The organism is Nocardioides sp., from assembly GCF_016462705.1.
Lineage (GTDB): Bacteria > Actinomycetota > Actinomycetes > Propionibacteriales > Nocardioidaceae > Nocardioides.
Genome location: NZ_JAEMSS010000104.1, coordinates 1833 through 15132, shown reverse-complemented (window position 1 = coordinate 15132; position 13300 = coordinate 1833). Strand labels below are relative to the sequence as shown.

Genomic DNA, 13300 nt, shown 5'->3' with positions numbered 1-13300 from the left:
CACACGCTGGTCAACGAGGCCACCAAGCTGGCCGGTGCCGCCGGCACCAAGGGCGAGCTCGACGCGGCGAAGGCCGACGAGCTGCTCGCCAAGATCGACGAGATCGCCGAGATCTTCTGGGAGACCAAGAAGGCCTGACCCGGCCGGTCCTACCTTCCACAGGGCCGCCGGCGACGTTTCGCCGGCGGCCCCACGGGAAGAATTGGTCCGACGGCCACGAGCACTGTCGATGACAGGACTCGAGGGGCCGTCGGCGCACGCTCAGTTCCCTCCCGGCTTCCTCCCCAAACCTCATCCGATGTGATTCCACCCGGAGGGGTGAACTTCCGGCTGCCCAGGTTTCGAGCCTCCGTCAGCGGGGAGGCATGGGGGCATGACCGTCTCGCTACTGGACCGCTCTGCGTCGCGCGTCGTGCGACGACAGGAGACCGCTCGGCTCCTCACGGAGGCCTCGCGGGCCACGGGGGAGCAACGCGATCAGCTGCTGGAGCAGGTGATCGTCCTCAACATCGGCGTCGCCCACGCGATCGCCCACCGCTACCGCAACCGGTCCATCCCCGTGGAGGACCTCGAGCAGGTGGCCTGCATGGCGCTCACCCGCGCCGCCCAGAAGTTCGACGTCACCCAGGAACGCGACTTCCTGACCTACGCCGTCCCCACGATCTCCGGCGAGATCAAGCGCCACTTCCGGGACCACGGCTGGACGATCAGGCCACCGCGCCGGGTCCAGGAGATCCAGTCCAAGGTCATCCACGCCTACCGGCACGGCGAGGAGAGCGGCGCCCCGCCGTCGGCCGCCAAGCTGGCTGCCGAGCTCGACCTGCCCGAGTCCGACGTGGCCGAGGCCCTGCAGGCGGAAGGGTGCTTCACCCCCGTCTCCCTCGACGTCCCCGTGGCCGAGGACGGCCGGGCCGCCATCGACCGCCTGGCGGACGACGAGACCGACAGCAACGCCATGGAGGCACGTCTGATGCTGAGTCCCGCGCTGCGGCGACTCAGCGCCCGGGACCGCAAGATCCTGAGGCTGCGCTTCGTGGAGGACCGGACCCAGCAGGAGATCGGTGACGAGCTCGGGGTCACGCAGATGCAGGCCTCCCGGTTGCTGAAGCGGATCCTCGAGACCCTGCGCAACGACCTGGGGACGTCGGAGGCGCTGCCCGCCTGATCGCCGCGCGACATGCCCTGCGAGGCATGACCCGCGCCGGATCGGGAACCGTCCATCACGACCACCGTCTTCAGGTGGCACATGGGGAGGTGGGTGCGTGGAGCAGCAAGGACTCGGCCAGCTGATCGACTCGATGGGCATCACTCACGAGGTGCGACCCGACGAGCAGGTGTGCGGCGCCGTCGTCCTCCTGACCGTCGAGGAACCGGACGGCCACGTCTCCCTGCGCTGTGCCTGGTCGGAGGGCATGACGTGGGTGGAGCGTCTCGGGCTCCTGAGAGCCGCCGAACGGGCCGAGCTCCCGGAGGACGGTGCGCACTCCTGGCGGGTGTGAGACCCCCTGAGTGGGGTAGGAGACGCGGGCGCCCGCGGCACTAGCCTGTGCCGAGACCACAGCACTGAAGGGCATTCCGATGACGACGACCGGTCCCCCAGGAGACGCGCCCGCGGACGTCGAGCTCAGGCTTCCGGCGGACAGCGCCTACGTGTCCGTCCTCCGGACCACCAGCGCAGGGCTTGCGGCCCGCCTCGACTTCACCCTCGACGACATCGAGGACCTGCGGATGGCCGTCGGGGAGGCGTGCGCCCTGGTGCTGCCGTCCGCGGCCGAGGGCTCGGACCTGACCTGCCGGTTCTACCTCGGCACCGGGGAGCTGACCATCGCGGTGGCGGTGACGGCCGAGTCGGCCACTCCACCTGACCCCGACAGCTTCGCCTGGCAGGTCCTCACCACCCTCGCCGGCAAGGCAGACGCGTCGGTCGACGACGGCCGCTACGAGATCGCCCTGTCCATGCAGTCCGGGGCGCGGGACGTCTAGGGCAGTCATGTCCGACGAGACTCGGGAGGGGCTCGACGACGCCGGGGACATCCCCCTGACTCGCGTCGAGCAGACCCGGCAAGACAGCGCGGCACTCTTCGCCCGGCTCCGCGACGACGACGCCGACCAGGCCCAGCGGGACGCGGCCCGCGAAGGACTGGTGCACCTGCACCTCCCTCTCGTCGAGCACTGTGCGCGCCGGTTCCGCAACCGCGGGGAGCCGTTCGAGGACCTCGTCCAGGTCGGGACGATCGGGCTCCTCAAGTCCGTCGACCGGTTCGACCTGGACCGAGGGGTGGAGTTCTCCACCTACGCCACGCCCACGATCATCGGCGAGATCAAGCGCTACTTCCGCGACAAGGGATGGGCGATCCGGGTGCCGCGGAGGCTGCAGGAGCTGCGGATGCAGATCGGCAGCGTCGGCGCCGAGCTGACCCAGTCCCTGGGCCGGTCCCCGACTCCCCGTGAGCTGGCCGAGGCGATCGGGTGCACGGTCGACGAGATCGTGGAGGGTCTCGAGTCCAGCAACGCCTACTCCACGCTCTCCCTCGACGCCGGGGAGAACAGCGAGGACGGTCCCGGGTCGATGCTGGACTCGATCGGGGTCGACGACGTCAACCTCGAGCACGTGGAGGTCCGCGAGTCGCTCAAGCCCCTGCTCGACCGCCTCGACCCGCGGGAGAAGCGGATCCTGTTGCTGCGGTTCTTCAAGAACATGACGCAGTCACAGATCGCCGAGGAGATCGGCGTCTCCCAGATGCACGTGTCGCGTCTCCTGAGCCGCACGCTCGAGGAGCTGCGCACCTCGCTCGAGGCGTGACACCGGTCGGGTGCAGTCAGGTCGGGTGTGGTGCGGTCACGTCTCGTCGGCCGCCAGCGCCGCGGTGCTCCGCGGGTTGAGGAGACAGACCAACACGGCGACCGACACCGTCGCGAGCACCGCGGCGACCCAGGTCGTCTCGCCGCCGACGAAGCTCCACGCGGTGAGCACCGTGATCAGCTGGGCCACCACCACCGGGCTGCGCGCCCAGGACCGGGCCCGGGCCAGACCGGCCGCGCACAGCACCAGCCCGCCACCGGTGATCGCGAAGAACACCGCGCTGGTGACGGCCACGCTCGCCCGGTCCGCGTTGACGTTGGCCAGCTCGAGCACCGCGTAGACCAGGAGGGCGGCACCCTCCAGAGCCGTCAGCGCCGCGCTGACGGTCAGCAGGACCGGACGGTCGCCAGGGACGGCGGCAGTGGACACGACGCCCAGATTGCCACGGCTTACCCATCCCGGATCGGTCGGTACGGGTGCCGACGGATTCTGGAGCCGATCAGGTCTGTGACGCACGGAACCGCGCCCAGCCCTTGTTTCGGAACCCGATTCTCGGCAACCTTGAGGGAGCGCGGAGTGCGGAACGCATTTCCGCGCTCTCAAACGTGCCCACGAAGCCGCGAAAGGCAAGGTTTTCCGCCATGGATTGGCGCCACCGTTCCGCGTGTCTGGACGAAGACCCGGAACTGTTCTTCCCGATCGGCAACACCGGTCCGGCCATCCTCCAGATCGAGGAGGCCAAGCAGGTGTGCCGACGCTGCGAGGTGCGCGAACAGTGCTTGGCGTGGGCCCTCGAGGCCGGCCAGGACCACGGCGTGTGGGGAGGCCTGAGCGAGGACGAGCGGCGCGCCCTCAAGCGACGGAATGCCCGAGCGAGGGTCAGGACCGCGTAGCCGGTTCTCTCACCACGCGCCTACCCCAGGCGCGCATCGATCTCCGCCCGCGTCCCGCGACCACCAGGTCCGGGTCCCATGGTCAGCCGACCCCCCAGCTCGGACTCGACCAACGTGCCCACGATCGTCAGGCCGAGGCTGCTGGAGCCGTCCAGGTCGAAGCCGGCAGGCAGCCCGGCCCCGTCGTCGTCGACGCGCACCCGCAGCACGTCGCCCTCGCGGTGGGCACCGACGACGATCTCGGTGAGTCCCGGCTGACCGTGCTCCACGGCGTTCTGGACCAGCTCGGTGAGCACCATCGCGAGCGCTGTCGCGGCATCGGAGCTCATCACGCCGAAGGACCCCTCCCGGCGCACCCGGGCACCGACGCCGTCCTCGCTGGAGCCCACGTCGGTGACCATCGTCCCGAGCCGGTCCGCGACCTCGTCGAAGTCGACGTTCTCCTCCACCGTCTGGCTCAGGGTCTCGTGCACCAGCGCGATCGAGCCCACCCGTCGGACGGCCTCCTCGAGCGCTGCCTTGGCGTCCGGTGAGTCCATCCTCCGCGCCTGGAGCCTCAGCAGCGCCGCCACGGTCTGCAGGTTGTTCTTCACCCGGTGGTGGATCTCGCGGATGGTCGCGTCCTTGGTGACCAGCTCCCGGTCGCGGCGACGCAGGTCGGTCACGTCGCGGACCAGGACCAGGGCCCCGATGTGCTCGCCGTGCGGCCGCAGCGGGATCGACCGCACGATCAGCGCCACGGAGGGGGTGCCGAGCTCGGTGTCCCGATGGGCGCGGCCGCCGAGGACCGCGCTGAGGGTCTCCTCGTCGGGACGCTGTCGCGGCGGGACCAGGTCCCGCGTCAGGTCGGTGAGCACCAGACCGGTCAGGTCGCCCGACAGACCGAGGCGGCGGTAGGCCGACAGCGCGTTCGGGCTCGCGTAGACGACCCGGCCCTGGTCGTCCACGCGCAGGAAGCCGTCGCCGACGCGCGGCGAGTCGGCGTGGTCGCTGCGCGGACCGGGAGCCGGGAAGTAGCCGGCCGCGATCATCTGGGTCAGGTCGGCCGCGGTCTGCAGGTAGGACAGCTCCAGCCGGCTGGGGGTGCGGACGCCCAGCAGGTTGGTGTGCCTGCCGACGACCGCGATCACCCGTCCGGCTCGGCGCACCGGGATCGTCTCGTTGCGCACGGGGACGTCGTCGCGCCACTCCGGGTCCCCCTCCCGGACCAGCCGGCCCTCGGCGTACGCCTGGTCGACGAGCGGACGGCGCCCGGTCGGGGCGAAGCTGCCGATGATGTCGTCGACGTAGGCCGTCGGGCCGGTCGTCGGCCGCATCTGGCCGCCGGCCCAGAAGCCGGTGCCGGCCCGGTCCGGGAGCCACAGCACGAGGTCGGCGAAGCTCAGGTCGGCGATGATCTGCCAGTCCGCCTGCAGGAGCTGCAGCCAGGCCACGTCCTCGTCATCGAGGTCCGTGTGGGCCTGGGCCAGCTCCGGGAGGGGCAACACGCCGCCCAGGGTATTCAGGCCGGGTTTCGGGCCAGGTACTCGGAGGCGGGTATTGGGGGCTGAGACAGCGCCGTGCCCGCCGCCCCGCCCGCAGCCGGTCTTTGGCAGGATGAGGCGCATGCCGGGTCAGTACTGGAAGCAGGTTCATGCTTCCGGGCTGGAGGTCCCCTCGGACCGGCCGTTGGACGACCTGACCGCCGAGCTGACCACCATGCTCGGCGACACGGACCCGGAGGCGCGCGACGGCACCGCCTACCCGACGCTCGCGACCTGGGTCGGCCGGGGCGTCTACGACGACCTGCTCGCCGGTCTGGGTGACGGCATGGCGGCCGGGCTGGGCGTCGGTCTCGGCGAGCGGGACACCGACTCCGTCTTCCGGCGCAGCTTCTCGGCACTGGTCCTCGGCGAGTGCATCGGTCGCGACAACCAGCGACCGCTCGTCGCGGGCGGCAAGGTCCTCGAGTGGGGCGACCGGCTGGCGACCTGGCTGCTGCGTGAGCGAGACCTGCGCGGCTTTGTGCCCGGCAAGGGCTGGGCGCACGCGGTCGCCCACGGCGCCGACGCGCTCGGGACCCTCGCCCAGTCCCCGCACGTGGGCGCCAACGAGCTCACCGTCATCCTCGACGTGATCGGCGACCGGCTCCTGCTGCCGGTCGACCGGCTGTTCGCCAACGGTGAGCCGGACCGGCTGGCGGCGGCCACGATGCACGTGCTCCGCCGCAACCTCCTCCCCCTCCGCCTGGTCGAGCCGTGGATCGCCCGGCTCGTGGCCGGCGCCTCCGTCCGCGGGTCCTACGACGACCGGGACCCGCACCTCGTCGGCGGCAACGCCGAGGCCTACCTGCGCGCGCTGCACCTGCAGCTGGCGCTCGGCCCGCGCCCGCCGGAGGTCCGCTCGGACCTGCTGCTGGTCATGGTCGATGCTCTGCGTGCCACCAACCCCGACTACCTCGCCACCCCACGGCAGCAACGGAGCCCCTGACCCCATGACGGACACCAGCCACACCGAGGCCTCCACCGAGGCCTCCACCGAGCTCACCGGCCACAGCGGCGAGCTCGCCGTCTCGGCCGCCCGCGCGCACGGCGTCGAGACGATGTTCACCCTGTCCGGCGCGCACGTCTTCCCGATGTACGACGGCGCGGTCAAAGCCGACCCGCCGATGCGGCTGCTCGACGTACGCCACGAGCAGACCGCGGCGTTCGCGGCCGAGGCGACCGGCAAGCTCACCCGGGTCCCGGGCCTGGCCGTGCTGACCGCGGGCCCGGGCGTGACCAACGGCATCAGCGCGATCGCCCAGGCCCAGTTCGCCGGGTCGCCGATGGTGGTCGTCGGGGGCCGGGCCCCGCAGAACCGCTGGGGAAGCGGCAGCCTCCAGGAGATCGACCAGCCGCCGATCGTGGCGAGCGTGACCAAGCACGCGGCCACGCTGATGACCGCGGGTGAGGTGCTGGGCGGCATCGACAACGCGTTCACGGTGGCCGGCTCCTCCCACCGCGGGCCGGTCTTCGTCGACATTCCCATGGACGAGTTCTTCAGCTCCTCCTCCGGCCCGGCGCCGACCGGGGCCCGCCCGCGTGGCGCCGAGCCCGACTCCGACGCCCTGGACCGGATCGCGTCGCTGCTGGCCGACGCGGCCCGCCCGGTCCTGGTCCTCGGCACCGACGTGTGGGCCGACGGCGCCGAGACCGCGGCCCTGCGGTTCGTCGAGAGCCTGGCCATCCCGACGCTCACCAACGGGATGGGCCGGGGTGTCGTCCCCGGCGGGCACCCGCTGCTCGTCACCAAGGCCCGCGGCGCCGCGCTCAACAAGGCGGACCTGGTCATCGTGGTCGGCACGCCGCTCGACTTCCGGCTGGGCTACGGCGTCTTCGGCGGCAAGGACGGGGCGCAGCCCGCCCAGGTCGTGCACGTCGCCGACTCCGCCGACCAGGTCTCGGGGCACGCCGCCCTCGCGGGGTCCGTGTCGGGCGACCTGACCTCGGTGTTCGACGGCCTTCTGGCCGCCGTGGACCGGGGCCGGCGCCGGGACTGGTCGGCGTGGGCCACCGAGCTCCAGGACACGGTCAAGCTCGCGGCCGAGAAGGACGCCGAGCTGCTCGGCGCCGAGGCCGACCCGGTCCACCCCGCGCGGATCTACGGCGAGCTCGTCCCCCGGCTGGCCGACGACGCCGTGGTCATCGGCGACGGCGGCGACTTCGTCAGCTTCGCCGGCAAGTACGTCGAGCCGAAGCAGCCCGGCAACTGGCTCGACCCCGGCCCCTACGGGTGCCTCGGCGCCGGGCTCGGTGCCGCGATCGCCGCCCGGCTGGCGCGGCCGAGCTCGCAGGTGGTGCTGCTCCTCGGGGACGGTGCCGCGGGCTTCTCGCTGATGGACGTCGACACGTTGGTCCGGCACAACCTCCCCGTGGTCATGGTGATGGGCAACAACTCCGCCTGGGCGCTGGAGAAGGGCCCGATGCAGATGCTCTACGGCTACGACGTGATCGCCGACCTGGCGCCCCGCACCGCCTACGACGAGGTCGTCAAGGCACTGGGCGGAGCCGGCGAGACGGTCACCGACCCCCGCCAGATCGGCGCGGCCCTGGACCGGGCCTTCGCCTCGGGCGTCCCCTACCTCGTCAACGTGATCACCGACGTCAACGCGGCCTACCCGCGCGCGACGTTCGGCATCTGAGCCGGCGGCCGTGCGGATCCGCCGGGCCGAGCCGCGCGACCACGCGGCGATCGGCGAGATCACCGTCGCTGCGTACGCGAGCCTGCCCGAGGCGACCGAGTCGGGCTACACCGACAAGCTGCGCGACGCGGTGGCCCGCGACCGCGAGGCCGAGCTGTGGGTGGCCGTCGGGGAGGACGACCAGGTCCTGGGCACCGTCACCGTGTGCCACGACGGCTCGCCGTGGCGCGAGATCGGGCGAGGGGACGAGGGCGAGTTCCGGATGCTGGCAGTGTCCCCGGACGCTCAGGGCCAGGGCATCGGCGCGGCGCTGGTCAGGCTCTGCGTCGATCGGTTCCGCGAGGTCGGTGCGCCGGGGATCGTGCTGTCCACGCTGCACGCGATGTCGCCGGCACACCGGCTCTACGAGCGGCACGGCTTCGTCCGCGCGCCCGAGCGGGACTGGTCCCCTGTCCCCGGCGTCGACCTGGTCGCCTACCACCTGGACCTGGCACCGTGAGCGAGCCGCTGTCGGCGACCCTCACCTTCACGGTCACCGACGACGACACCGCGCTCGCGGTCGGCTCGGGCAGCCTGCCGGTGCTCGGCACCCCCCGGCTGCTCGCCTGGTGCGAGGCGGCCACCTGTGCGGCGCTGGAGCCGACCCTGCCGGAGGGCTCGACCAGCGTGGGCACCCGGGTCTCGCTCGAGCACCTCGCCGCCAGCCCCGTCGGCCAGCAGGTCGAGGTCAGTGCCGCCACGACGTACGTCGACGGGCGGCTGCACCGGTTCACCGTGTCCGCCCGACATCTCGGGGGCAACGGCAAGGTCATCGGGTCGGGCGAGGTCACCCGCGTGGTCGTCGACGCCGAGCGGTTCCTGGGCCGTCTGGGCTGAGCGTTCTTCGGGCTGAGCGTTCTTCGGGCTGAGCGTGGTGCCCGCGCGCCTGGTGCGTGCAAATCGCACGCTTGTGGGATCGCCGGGGCGACGGGGTCCGCTCGCGACACAGTTCGTGTTGACCGGGTCGGGGCTGAGCCTCGCGCCGCGGCTGCCTGGGGCGAACTGTGTCGTGAACCCCGGGTACGCGCGCGGCCGCCACGCGCCCCAGGTTCGGCCGCGCTGGGCGAGGTGGGTGACGTCCCAGCCACAGCTGCGGAGGTCTCGACGGCGCTGGCGCGCCTCCTCGACCCACGGGGTGCGCGCCTCCTCGACCACACGGATGAGGACCGACCGGATTTCACGCTCGGCACGCATGCTGCGAGACTGCACTGTTCCCAACGCACGGAGGATTGAGATGAGCAAGACCGGTCGCAAGCGCCGCTCGCGCAAGAAGAAGAGCGCCAACCACGGCAAGCGCCCCAACGCCTAGCCGGTCCGTCTAGCTGATGGCCGCGATCTGCGCGGCCATCCACGCCTCTGCCGCGGCCTGCAGCGCCGAGCCGATCGGCACGGGCGACAGGTCCGGCAGTCCTGAGGCGCCCCCGGCGGCCCAGGCCCGCTGGACCCGACGGCTGACCAGACCGTCGCGCACCCGCTGCGGGTGCACGCCGACGGCGATCTCGTCGATCACCTTGCGCTTGCCGTAGTCGATGACCAGCACCAGGTCGCTGCCGGCCATCGACACCCAGCAGTTCCCGTCGACCGTGCTGGTGGTGGCCCAGTAGGGCTTGGAGTACTCGCGGTTCTCGAGGAACCTCGCGGCACCGGCGAAGACCTTGTGGCGACCGGTCTTCCGGTTCACGACCGCCGCGTAGTCGGACATCGTGCCCGCGACGCACAGGCGGGTCCCGGCCTCGTTGATCGCGATGCCGTGGTGCGCGGAGTCCAGGACGTACTGCTCGCGGGTGAGCGCGGCCGCCTCCTCGCTGATCGGCAGCGGGATCAGCCGCTTGACCTTGCCGTACGCCGGCTCGGGCTGACCGCCGGAGACGTAGTCGCCGCCCCCGGTGGGGTCCTTCTTGCGGAGCTTGAACTCGACGATGCCGTGGAAGAACGACACCTGGAGGTACGCCGTCTTCTCGTCCGGGCTCAGTGCCATCGGCCGGACGGCGGAGCTCATGCCGGGGTAGCCGGCCTCCTCCAGCTCCTTGCCGAGGTCCCAGCGCCGCAGCACCTGGAACGAGCCGTTGTCCACGACTTGGAGCCAGCGGTCCGCCTTCACCGCGTCGTGCACGCCACCCACCGGCACCGGGCCGAGCTCGGGGTAGTCGACCGGCGTGTAGACCCGGCCGATGCTCGCGTGGAAGATCCGCCGGCCGTTCTTGCTGTAGTTGCTCTCGTGGGGCGTGTCACCCGACTCGAAGGACCGCAGCAGCCGACCCGTGGCCGGGTCCCCCTTGCCACCCATCGCGTACTCGTGCACCGTGCGGTCGGTCGAGTCCGACACGAGCAGCCGGCGGCCGTCGGGCGACACGTTCATGTGGTCGGTGCGGTAGCCGTTCATCTGCTGCTCGGCCACGATCGTGCCGGTCGCCAGGTCGATCCACACGACGTCGGCGAAGCTGGGGCGGGAGACCGCGAGCAGGTTGCCGTCGCGGCTGGTGAACATGTCGTCGACGTACTGGTCGTGACCTTCACCGACGACCTGCTGGATCGCGAGGTAGAACGCGAGCCGGTCCGGGGCCGCGTAGATCTCGAGGAGCTCCTCGCGCCGGTCCGGGATGATGTTGAGCCGCTTGACCGCCTTGCGGGTGGCCACGTCGATGACCGTCGCGGTGCCGTCCCAGTTGTTGCCGACGAACATGACCTCGCGCGGAGGCTTCATCGCTGGGCGCTCGTCCGCCCTGGCCGCCTGGCTGGGCGCCGACAGCAGCACCGCGGCCGTGCCCACGGCCAGTGCCAGTGAAAGGGCGGACGCAGCCGCCGTGATGATCCCCGTACGACGCATGCGGCGCATCGTACTTCGCGGCCGGCATCGTGCCGAGCCGCGAGCTAGGCCTCGGTGATCCGGACCTGGACCTCACGGATCTGGAACATGACCCGCTGACGGAGCTCGTCGGGTGCGGCCTCGGTGCAGGAGCGGGCGACGATCGACTTGACTGTGCGCTGCAGGTCGTAGCGCTCCAGGCACGGGTTGCAGCTGTCGAGGTGGGCCCGCACGACCGAGCAGTCGGCCTCGTCCAGCTCGTTGTCGATGAAGTAGACGATCCGGTCGAGGAAGTCGGCGCACTCGCTGGCAGTCGGCTCCCCCGGACCGTGCGCGTGGACGTGCTCGCTCATCGCTTGTCCCCCTCGACGGTGCCGACCCGCATCAGGTCGTTGGAGCGCACGTAATCGGACAGCAGGTCGCGCAGCTGGCGGCGGCCGCGGTGCAGCCGCGACATGACCGTGCCGATCGGGGTCTCCATGATCTCGGCGATCTCCTTGTAGGCGAAGCCCTCGACGTCGGCGAGGTAGACCGCGAGGCGGAACTCCTCGGGCAGCCGCTGCAGCGCCGTCTTGACCTGGGAGTCGGGCAGGTGCTCCAGCGCCTCCATCTCGGCGGACCTGAGACCGGTCGAGCTGTGCGACTCCGCGCGGGCGAGCTGCCAGTCCTCGACGTCCTCGGACATCGACTGCTGCGGCTGGCGCTGCTTCTTGCGGTAGCTGTTGATGAACGTGTTGGTCAGGATCCGGTAGAGCCAGGCCTTGAGGTTGGTGCCGGGCCGGAACTGGTGGAAGGACGAGTACGCCTTTGCGAAGGTCTCCTGGACAAGGTCCTCGGCGTCGGCGGGGTTGCGGGTCATCCGCATGGCGGCGCCGTAGAGCTGGTCGAGGAACGGCAGCGCGTCCCGCTCGAAGCGCGCCGCGCGGTCGTCGGCGGACTCGGTGGCGACGTCGATCTCCTCGGCCGGCTCGCCGAGCGAGGCCACGTCGTCCAGGTCGTCGATGTTCTGGGTCATCGCCGCCCAGCCTACGCGGCCGCCGACAGTGTCGGCCGCGACGAGATAGCGCGCGGACGGCGGGGCGGCGTGCGGCTCGAGCAGGGCGATCACGGGAGGGGAACGCCGCCGGCCCGGCGTCTCATTCCCGCGGTGTCAGCCGGCGATCTCGCGGACCAGCCACTCCAGCGTCGACTCCACGATGATGCTCAGCGCGTCGGCCTGGGAGACCGGGCCGCTCCTGGGCACCTTGAGGCCGTGGTCGGCGCCCGGCACGACCGTCAGGTCGACGTGGTGGAGGTCGGGCGGGAACTCGTCGGGACGTCCCATCGGGTCCCGCTCCCCCTGGATGACCAGGGTGGGCACCTTGGCGTCGCGGAGCTCGGCCAGCCGCGTCTTCTCGGGATGACCCGGGGGGTGCAGGGGGAACGCCAGGGCGAGGCAGCCCACGGCGCCGAGGTGCTGGGCCGAGCGGGCCGCGGACCGGGCCCCCGCCGAGCGCCCACCCACGACCATCGGCGTCCGCACCCGCAGCGCGTTGGCGGCCGCGAGGAGGCCGTCGTCCAGCGTGCGTGGCGGCGTCGCGACCTTGCGGCCGGCGACCTTCCACGGCTGCTCCAGCAGGACGACGGTGACTCCCTGGCGGGGCAGGTGGTGCGCCAGCGCCTGGAGGTCGGCGGTGTCGATCCCGTTGCCGGCGCCGTGGCTGAGCAGCACCGTCACCCGCGGGCTCCTGGCCCGGTGGGTCACCAGCCGCGCCTCGCCGTGTGGTGTGGCGATCCGTCTCTCGATCGTGGTCACGTCCGCCTCACCCGTGGTCGTTCAGCGCCAGCGGCTCGACCAGCTCCGGACCGTTGTTGCGGACGTTGCCGACCGCCGTGGAGACCGGGTAGGCCTCGAGCGCCCCTGGCGCGGCCGGGGTCAGCAGGTCGAGGAGGGAGTCCTGCGGACGCCGCGGGTCGAGCCAGTCGGACCACCGGTCGCGCTCCACCATCAGCGGCATCCGGTCGTGGATCATCCCGACCTCGTCCTCGGCCTCGGTGGTGATCACCGTGCAGGTCCAGCGGAACCGGTCCGGGTCGTCCTCGTCGCGGGTCGGGTCGCGCCAGATCTCGTAGAGGCCGGCCATGGCGAGCACGCCGCCGTCCTTCGGACGGATGAAGAAGGGCTGCTTGAGCGGCTTGCCGCCCTTGCCCAGCTCGGCGGTGGGGTACCACTCGAAGTAGCCGTCGGCGGGGAGCAGACAGCGCCGCGACGCGAAGGCCCGGCGGAACGCGGGTTTCTCCGCCACCGTCTCCATCCGGGCGTTGATCATCCGGTTGCCGATCGTCGGGTCCTTGGCCCAGGACGGGATGAGCCCCCACCGCAGCACCCGCAGCTGGCGCTCGGGCTCCGCCTGCGCGACCTCCCCCTCAGGGGCCGAGGGCGGCCGCTCGACGACCGCGTAGACCTCGTTGGTCGGGGCGACGTTGAAGTCGGGAGGCAGCGGCTCCTTGACCCGGTCGTCGACGACCTCGAACTCCTCGACGAGGTCCTGCGGACGTCGGCTCGAGGCGTAACGACCGCACATGCCGGCCACCCTAGTCGTGGCCGCGGACAGGGC

At 71.7% G+C, this 13300-nt stretch carries 17 protein-coding genes; 10 read left to right on the top strand and 7 right to left on the bottom strand.

Annotated features, from left to right (window positions below):
* Positions 1 to 6: 6 nt before the first annotated feature.
* The 5 genes from JHD21_RS13750 (at position 7) to JHD21_RS13730 (ending at position 2803) form a co-directional block, all read left to right on the top strand.
* A complete protein-coding gene (locus JHD21_RS13750; RefSeq protein WP_292676300.1) occupies positions 7 to 138 on the top strand; it encodes a superoxide dismutase [Ni] in 132 nt (43 codons plus the stop codon).
* Between the two features lie 235 nt (positions 139 to 373).
* A complete protein-coding gene (locus JHD21_RS13745; protein WP_292676291.1) occupies positions 374 to 1165 on the top strand; it encodes a sigma-70 family RNA polymerase sigma factor in 792 nt (263 codons plus the stop codon).
* A 97-nt stretch (positions 1166 to 1262) separates the two neighbouring features.
* Entirely contained in the window at positions 1263 to 1499 is a 237-nt protein-coding gene (locus JHD21_RS13740) for a hypothetical protein (protein ID WP_292676289.1), read from the top strand.
* Positions 1500 to 1578: 79 nt separating this feature from the next.
* A complete protein-coding gene (locus JHD21_RS13735; RefSeq protein ID WP_292676286.1) occupies positions 1579 to 1983 on the top strand; it encodes an anti-sigma factor in 405 nt (134 codons plus the stop codon).
* A 7-nt stretch (positions 1984 to 1990) separates the two neighbouring features.
* Positions 1991 to 2803: an RNA polymerase sigma factor SigF gene (locus JHD21_RS13730; RefSeq protein ID WP_292676283.1), complete on the top strand. Its 813-nt coding sequence runs from the start codon at positions 1991 to 1993 to the stop codon at positions 2801 to 2803.
* A gap of 36 nt (positions 2804 to 2839) precedes the next feature.
* On the opposite strand, the gene JHD21_RS13725 is transcribed toward JHD21_RS13730, so the two are convergent.
* On the bottom strand, positions 2840 to 3232 hold the full coding sequence (locus JHD21_RS13725) for a hypothetical protein (RefSeq protein WP_292676281.1): 393 nt from the start codon (positions 3230 to 3232) through the stop codon (positions 2840 to 2842).
* Between the two features lie 212 nt (positions 3233 to 3444).
* Between JHD21_RS13725 and JHD21_RS13720 the strand changes: the two genes are divergently transcribed.
* Entirely contained in the window at positions 3445 to 3696 is a 252-nt protein-coding gene (locus JHD21_RS13720) for a WhiB family transcriptional regulator (protein WP_011755173.1), read from the top strand.
* A gap of 20 nt (positions 3697 to 3716) precedes the next feature.
* Here JHD21_RS13720 and JHD21_RS13715 read toward each other — a convergent pair whose 3' ends face one another.
* Positions 3717 to 5180, bottom strand: coding sequence for a PAS domain-containing sensor histidine kinase (locus JHD21_RS13715; RefSeq protein WP_292676297.1), 1464 nt, complete (start codon positions 5178 to 5180; stop codon positions 3717 to 3719).
* A 121-nt stretch (positions 5181 to 5301) separates the two neighbouring features.
* On the opposite strand from JHD21_RS13715, the gene JHD21_RS13710 reads away from it, so the two are divergent.
* From JHD21_RS13710 to JHD21_RS13695, 4 genes are read left to right on the top strand one after another with little or no spacing between them, the layout of a single operon-like run.
* Positions 5302 to 6165 carry a DUF2785 domain-containing protein gene (locus JHD21_RS13710; RefSeq protein WP_292676259.1) on the top strand — a complete coding sequence of 288 codons (864 nt, stop codon included), beginning with the start codon at positions 5302 to 5304 and terminating at the stop codon, positions 6163 to 6165.
* A 4-nt stretch (positions 6166 to 6169) separates the two neighbouring features.
* The gene (locus JHD21_RS13705; RefSeq protein WP_292676256.1) at positions 6170 to 7858 is read left to right on the top strand and encodes an acetolactate synthase; all 1689 of its coding nucleotides are present in this window, start codon (positions 6170 to 6172) and stop codon (positions 7856 to 7858) included.
* Between the two features lie 10 nt (positions 7859 to 7868).
* Positions 7869 to 8357 (top strand): GNAT family N-acetyltransferase, encoded by a 489-nt coding sequence (locus JHD21_RS13700; protein ID WP_292676253.1) that lies wholly within the window; start codon positions 7869 to 7871, stop codon positions 8355 to 8357.
* Positions 8354 to 8734: a hotdog domain-containing protein gene (locus tag JHD21_RS13695; RefSeq protein WP_292676250.1), complete on the top strand. Its 381-nt coding sequence runs from the start codon at positions 8354 to 8356 to the stop codon at positions 8732 to 8734. Before JHD21_RS13700 ends, JHD21_RS13695 begins: the two co-directional genes overlap by 4 nt.
* A gap of 481 nt (positions 8735 to 9215) precedes the next feature.
* On the opposite strand, the gene JHD21_RS13690 is transcribed toward JHD21_RS13695, so the two are convergent.
* From JHD21_RS13690 to JHD21_RS13670, 5 genes are all read right to left on the bottom strand, one after another.
* Positions 9216 to 10724, bottom strand: coding sequence for a serine/threonine protein kinase (locus tag JHD21_RS13690; RefSeq protein ID WP_292676246.1), 1509 nt, complete (start codon positions 10722 to 10724; stop codon positions 9216 to 9218).
* Between the two features lie 44 nt (positions 10725 to 10768).
* The gene (gene rsrA / locus JHD21_RS13685) at positions 10769 to 11056 is read right to left on the bottom strand and encodes a mycothiol system anti-sigma-R factor (RefSeq protein ID WP_292676243.1); all 288 of its coding nucleotides are present in this window, start codon (positions 11054 to 11056) and stop codon (positions 10769 to 10771) included.
* The gene (locus JHD21_RS13680) at positions 11053 to 11718 is read right to left on the bottom strand and encodes a sigma-70 family RNA polymerase sigma factor (protein WP_292676240.1); all 666 of its coding nucleotides are present in this window, start codon (positions 11716 to 11718) and stop codon (positions 11053 to 11055) included. Before JHD21_RS13680 ends, rsrA begins: the two co-directional genes overlap by 4 nt.
* 135 nt (positions 11719 to 11853) lie before the next feature.
* A complete protein-coding gene (locus JHD21_RS13675) occupies positions 11854 to 12498 on the bottom strand; it encodes an alpha/beta family hydrolase (protein WP_292676238.1) in 645 nt (214 codons plus the stop codon).
* Between the two features lie 7 nt (positions 12499 to 12505).
* Positions 12506 to 13300: SOS response-associated peptidase (locus JHD21_RS13670; protein ID WP_365696114.1), on the bottom strand; the 795-nt coding region annotated here is incomplete at its 5' end.

Bases quoted from the DNA above. Each gene is read 5' to 3' on its own strand.
- JHD21_RS13690 (WP_292676246.1), bottom strand. From the start codon at position 10,724: ATGCGTCGTACGGGGATCATCACGGCGGCTGCGTCCGCCCTTTCACTG.
- JHD21_RS13680 (WP_292676240.1), bottom strand. From the start codon at position 11,718: ATGACCCAGAACATCGACGACCTGGACGACGTGGCCTCGCTCGGCGAG.
- JHD21_RS13720 (WP_011755173.1), top strand. From the start codon at position 3,445: ATGGATTGGCGCCACCGTTCCGCGTGTCTGGACGAAGACCCGGAACTG.
- JHD21_RS13705 (WP_292676256.1), top strand. From the start codon at position 6,170: ATGACGGACACCAGCCACACCGAGGCCTCCACCGAGGCCTCCACCGAG.
- JHD21_RS13730 (WP_292676283.1), top strand. From the start codon at position 1,991: ATGTCCGACGAGACTCGGGAGGGGCTCGACGACGCCGGGGACATCCCC.
- JHD21_RS13745 (WP_292676291.1), top strand. From the start codon at position 374: ATGACCGTCTCGCTACTGGACCGCTCTGCGTCGCGCGTCGTGCGACGA.
- rsrA (WP_292676243.1), bottom strand. From the start codon at position 11,056: ATGAGCGAGCACGTCCACGCGCACGGTCCGGGGGAGCCGACTGCCAGC.
- JHD21_RS13710 (WP_292676259.1), top strand. From the start codon at position 5,302: ATGCCGGGTCAGTACTGGAAGCAGGTTCATGCTTCCGGGCTGGAGGTC.
- JHD21_RS13735 (WP_292676286.1), top strand. From the start codon at position 1,579: ATGACGACGACCGGTCCCCCAGGAGACGCGCCCGCGGACGTCGAGCTC.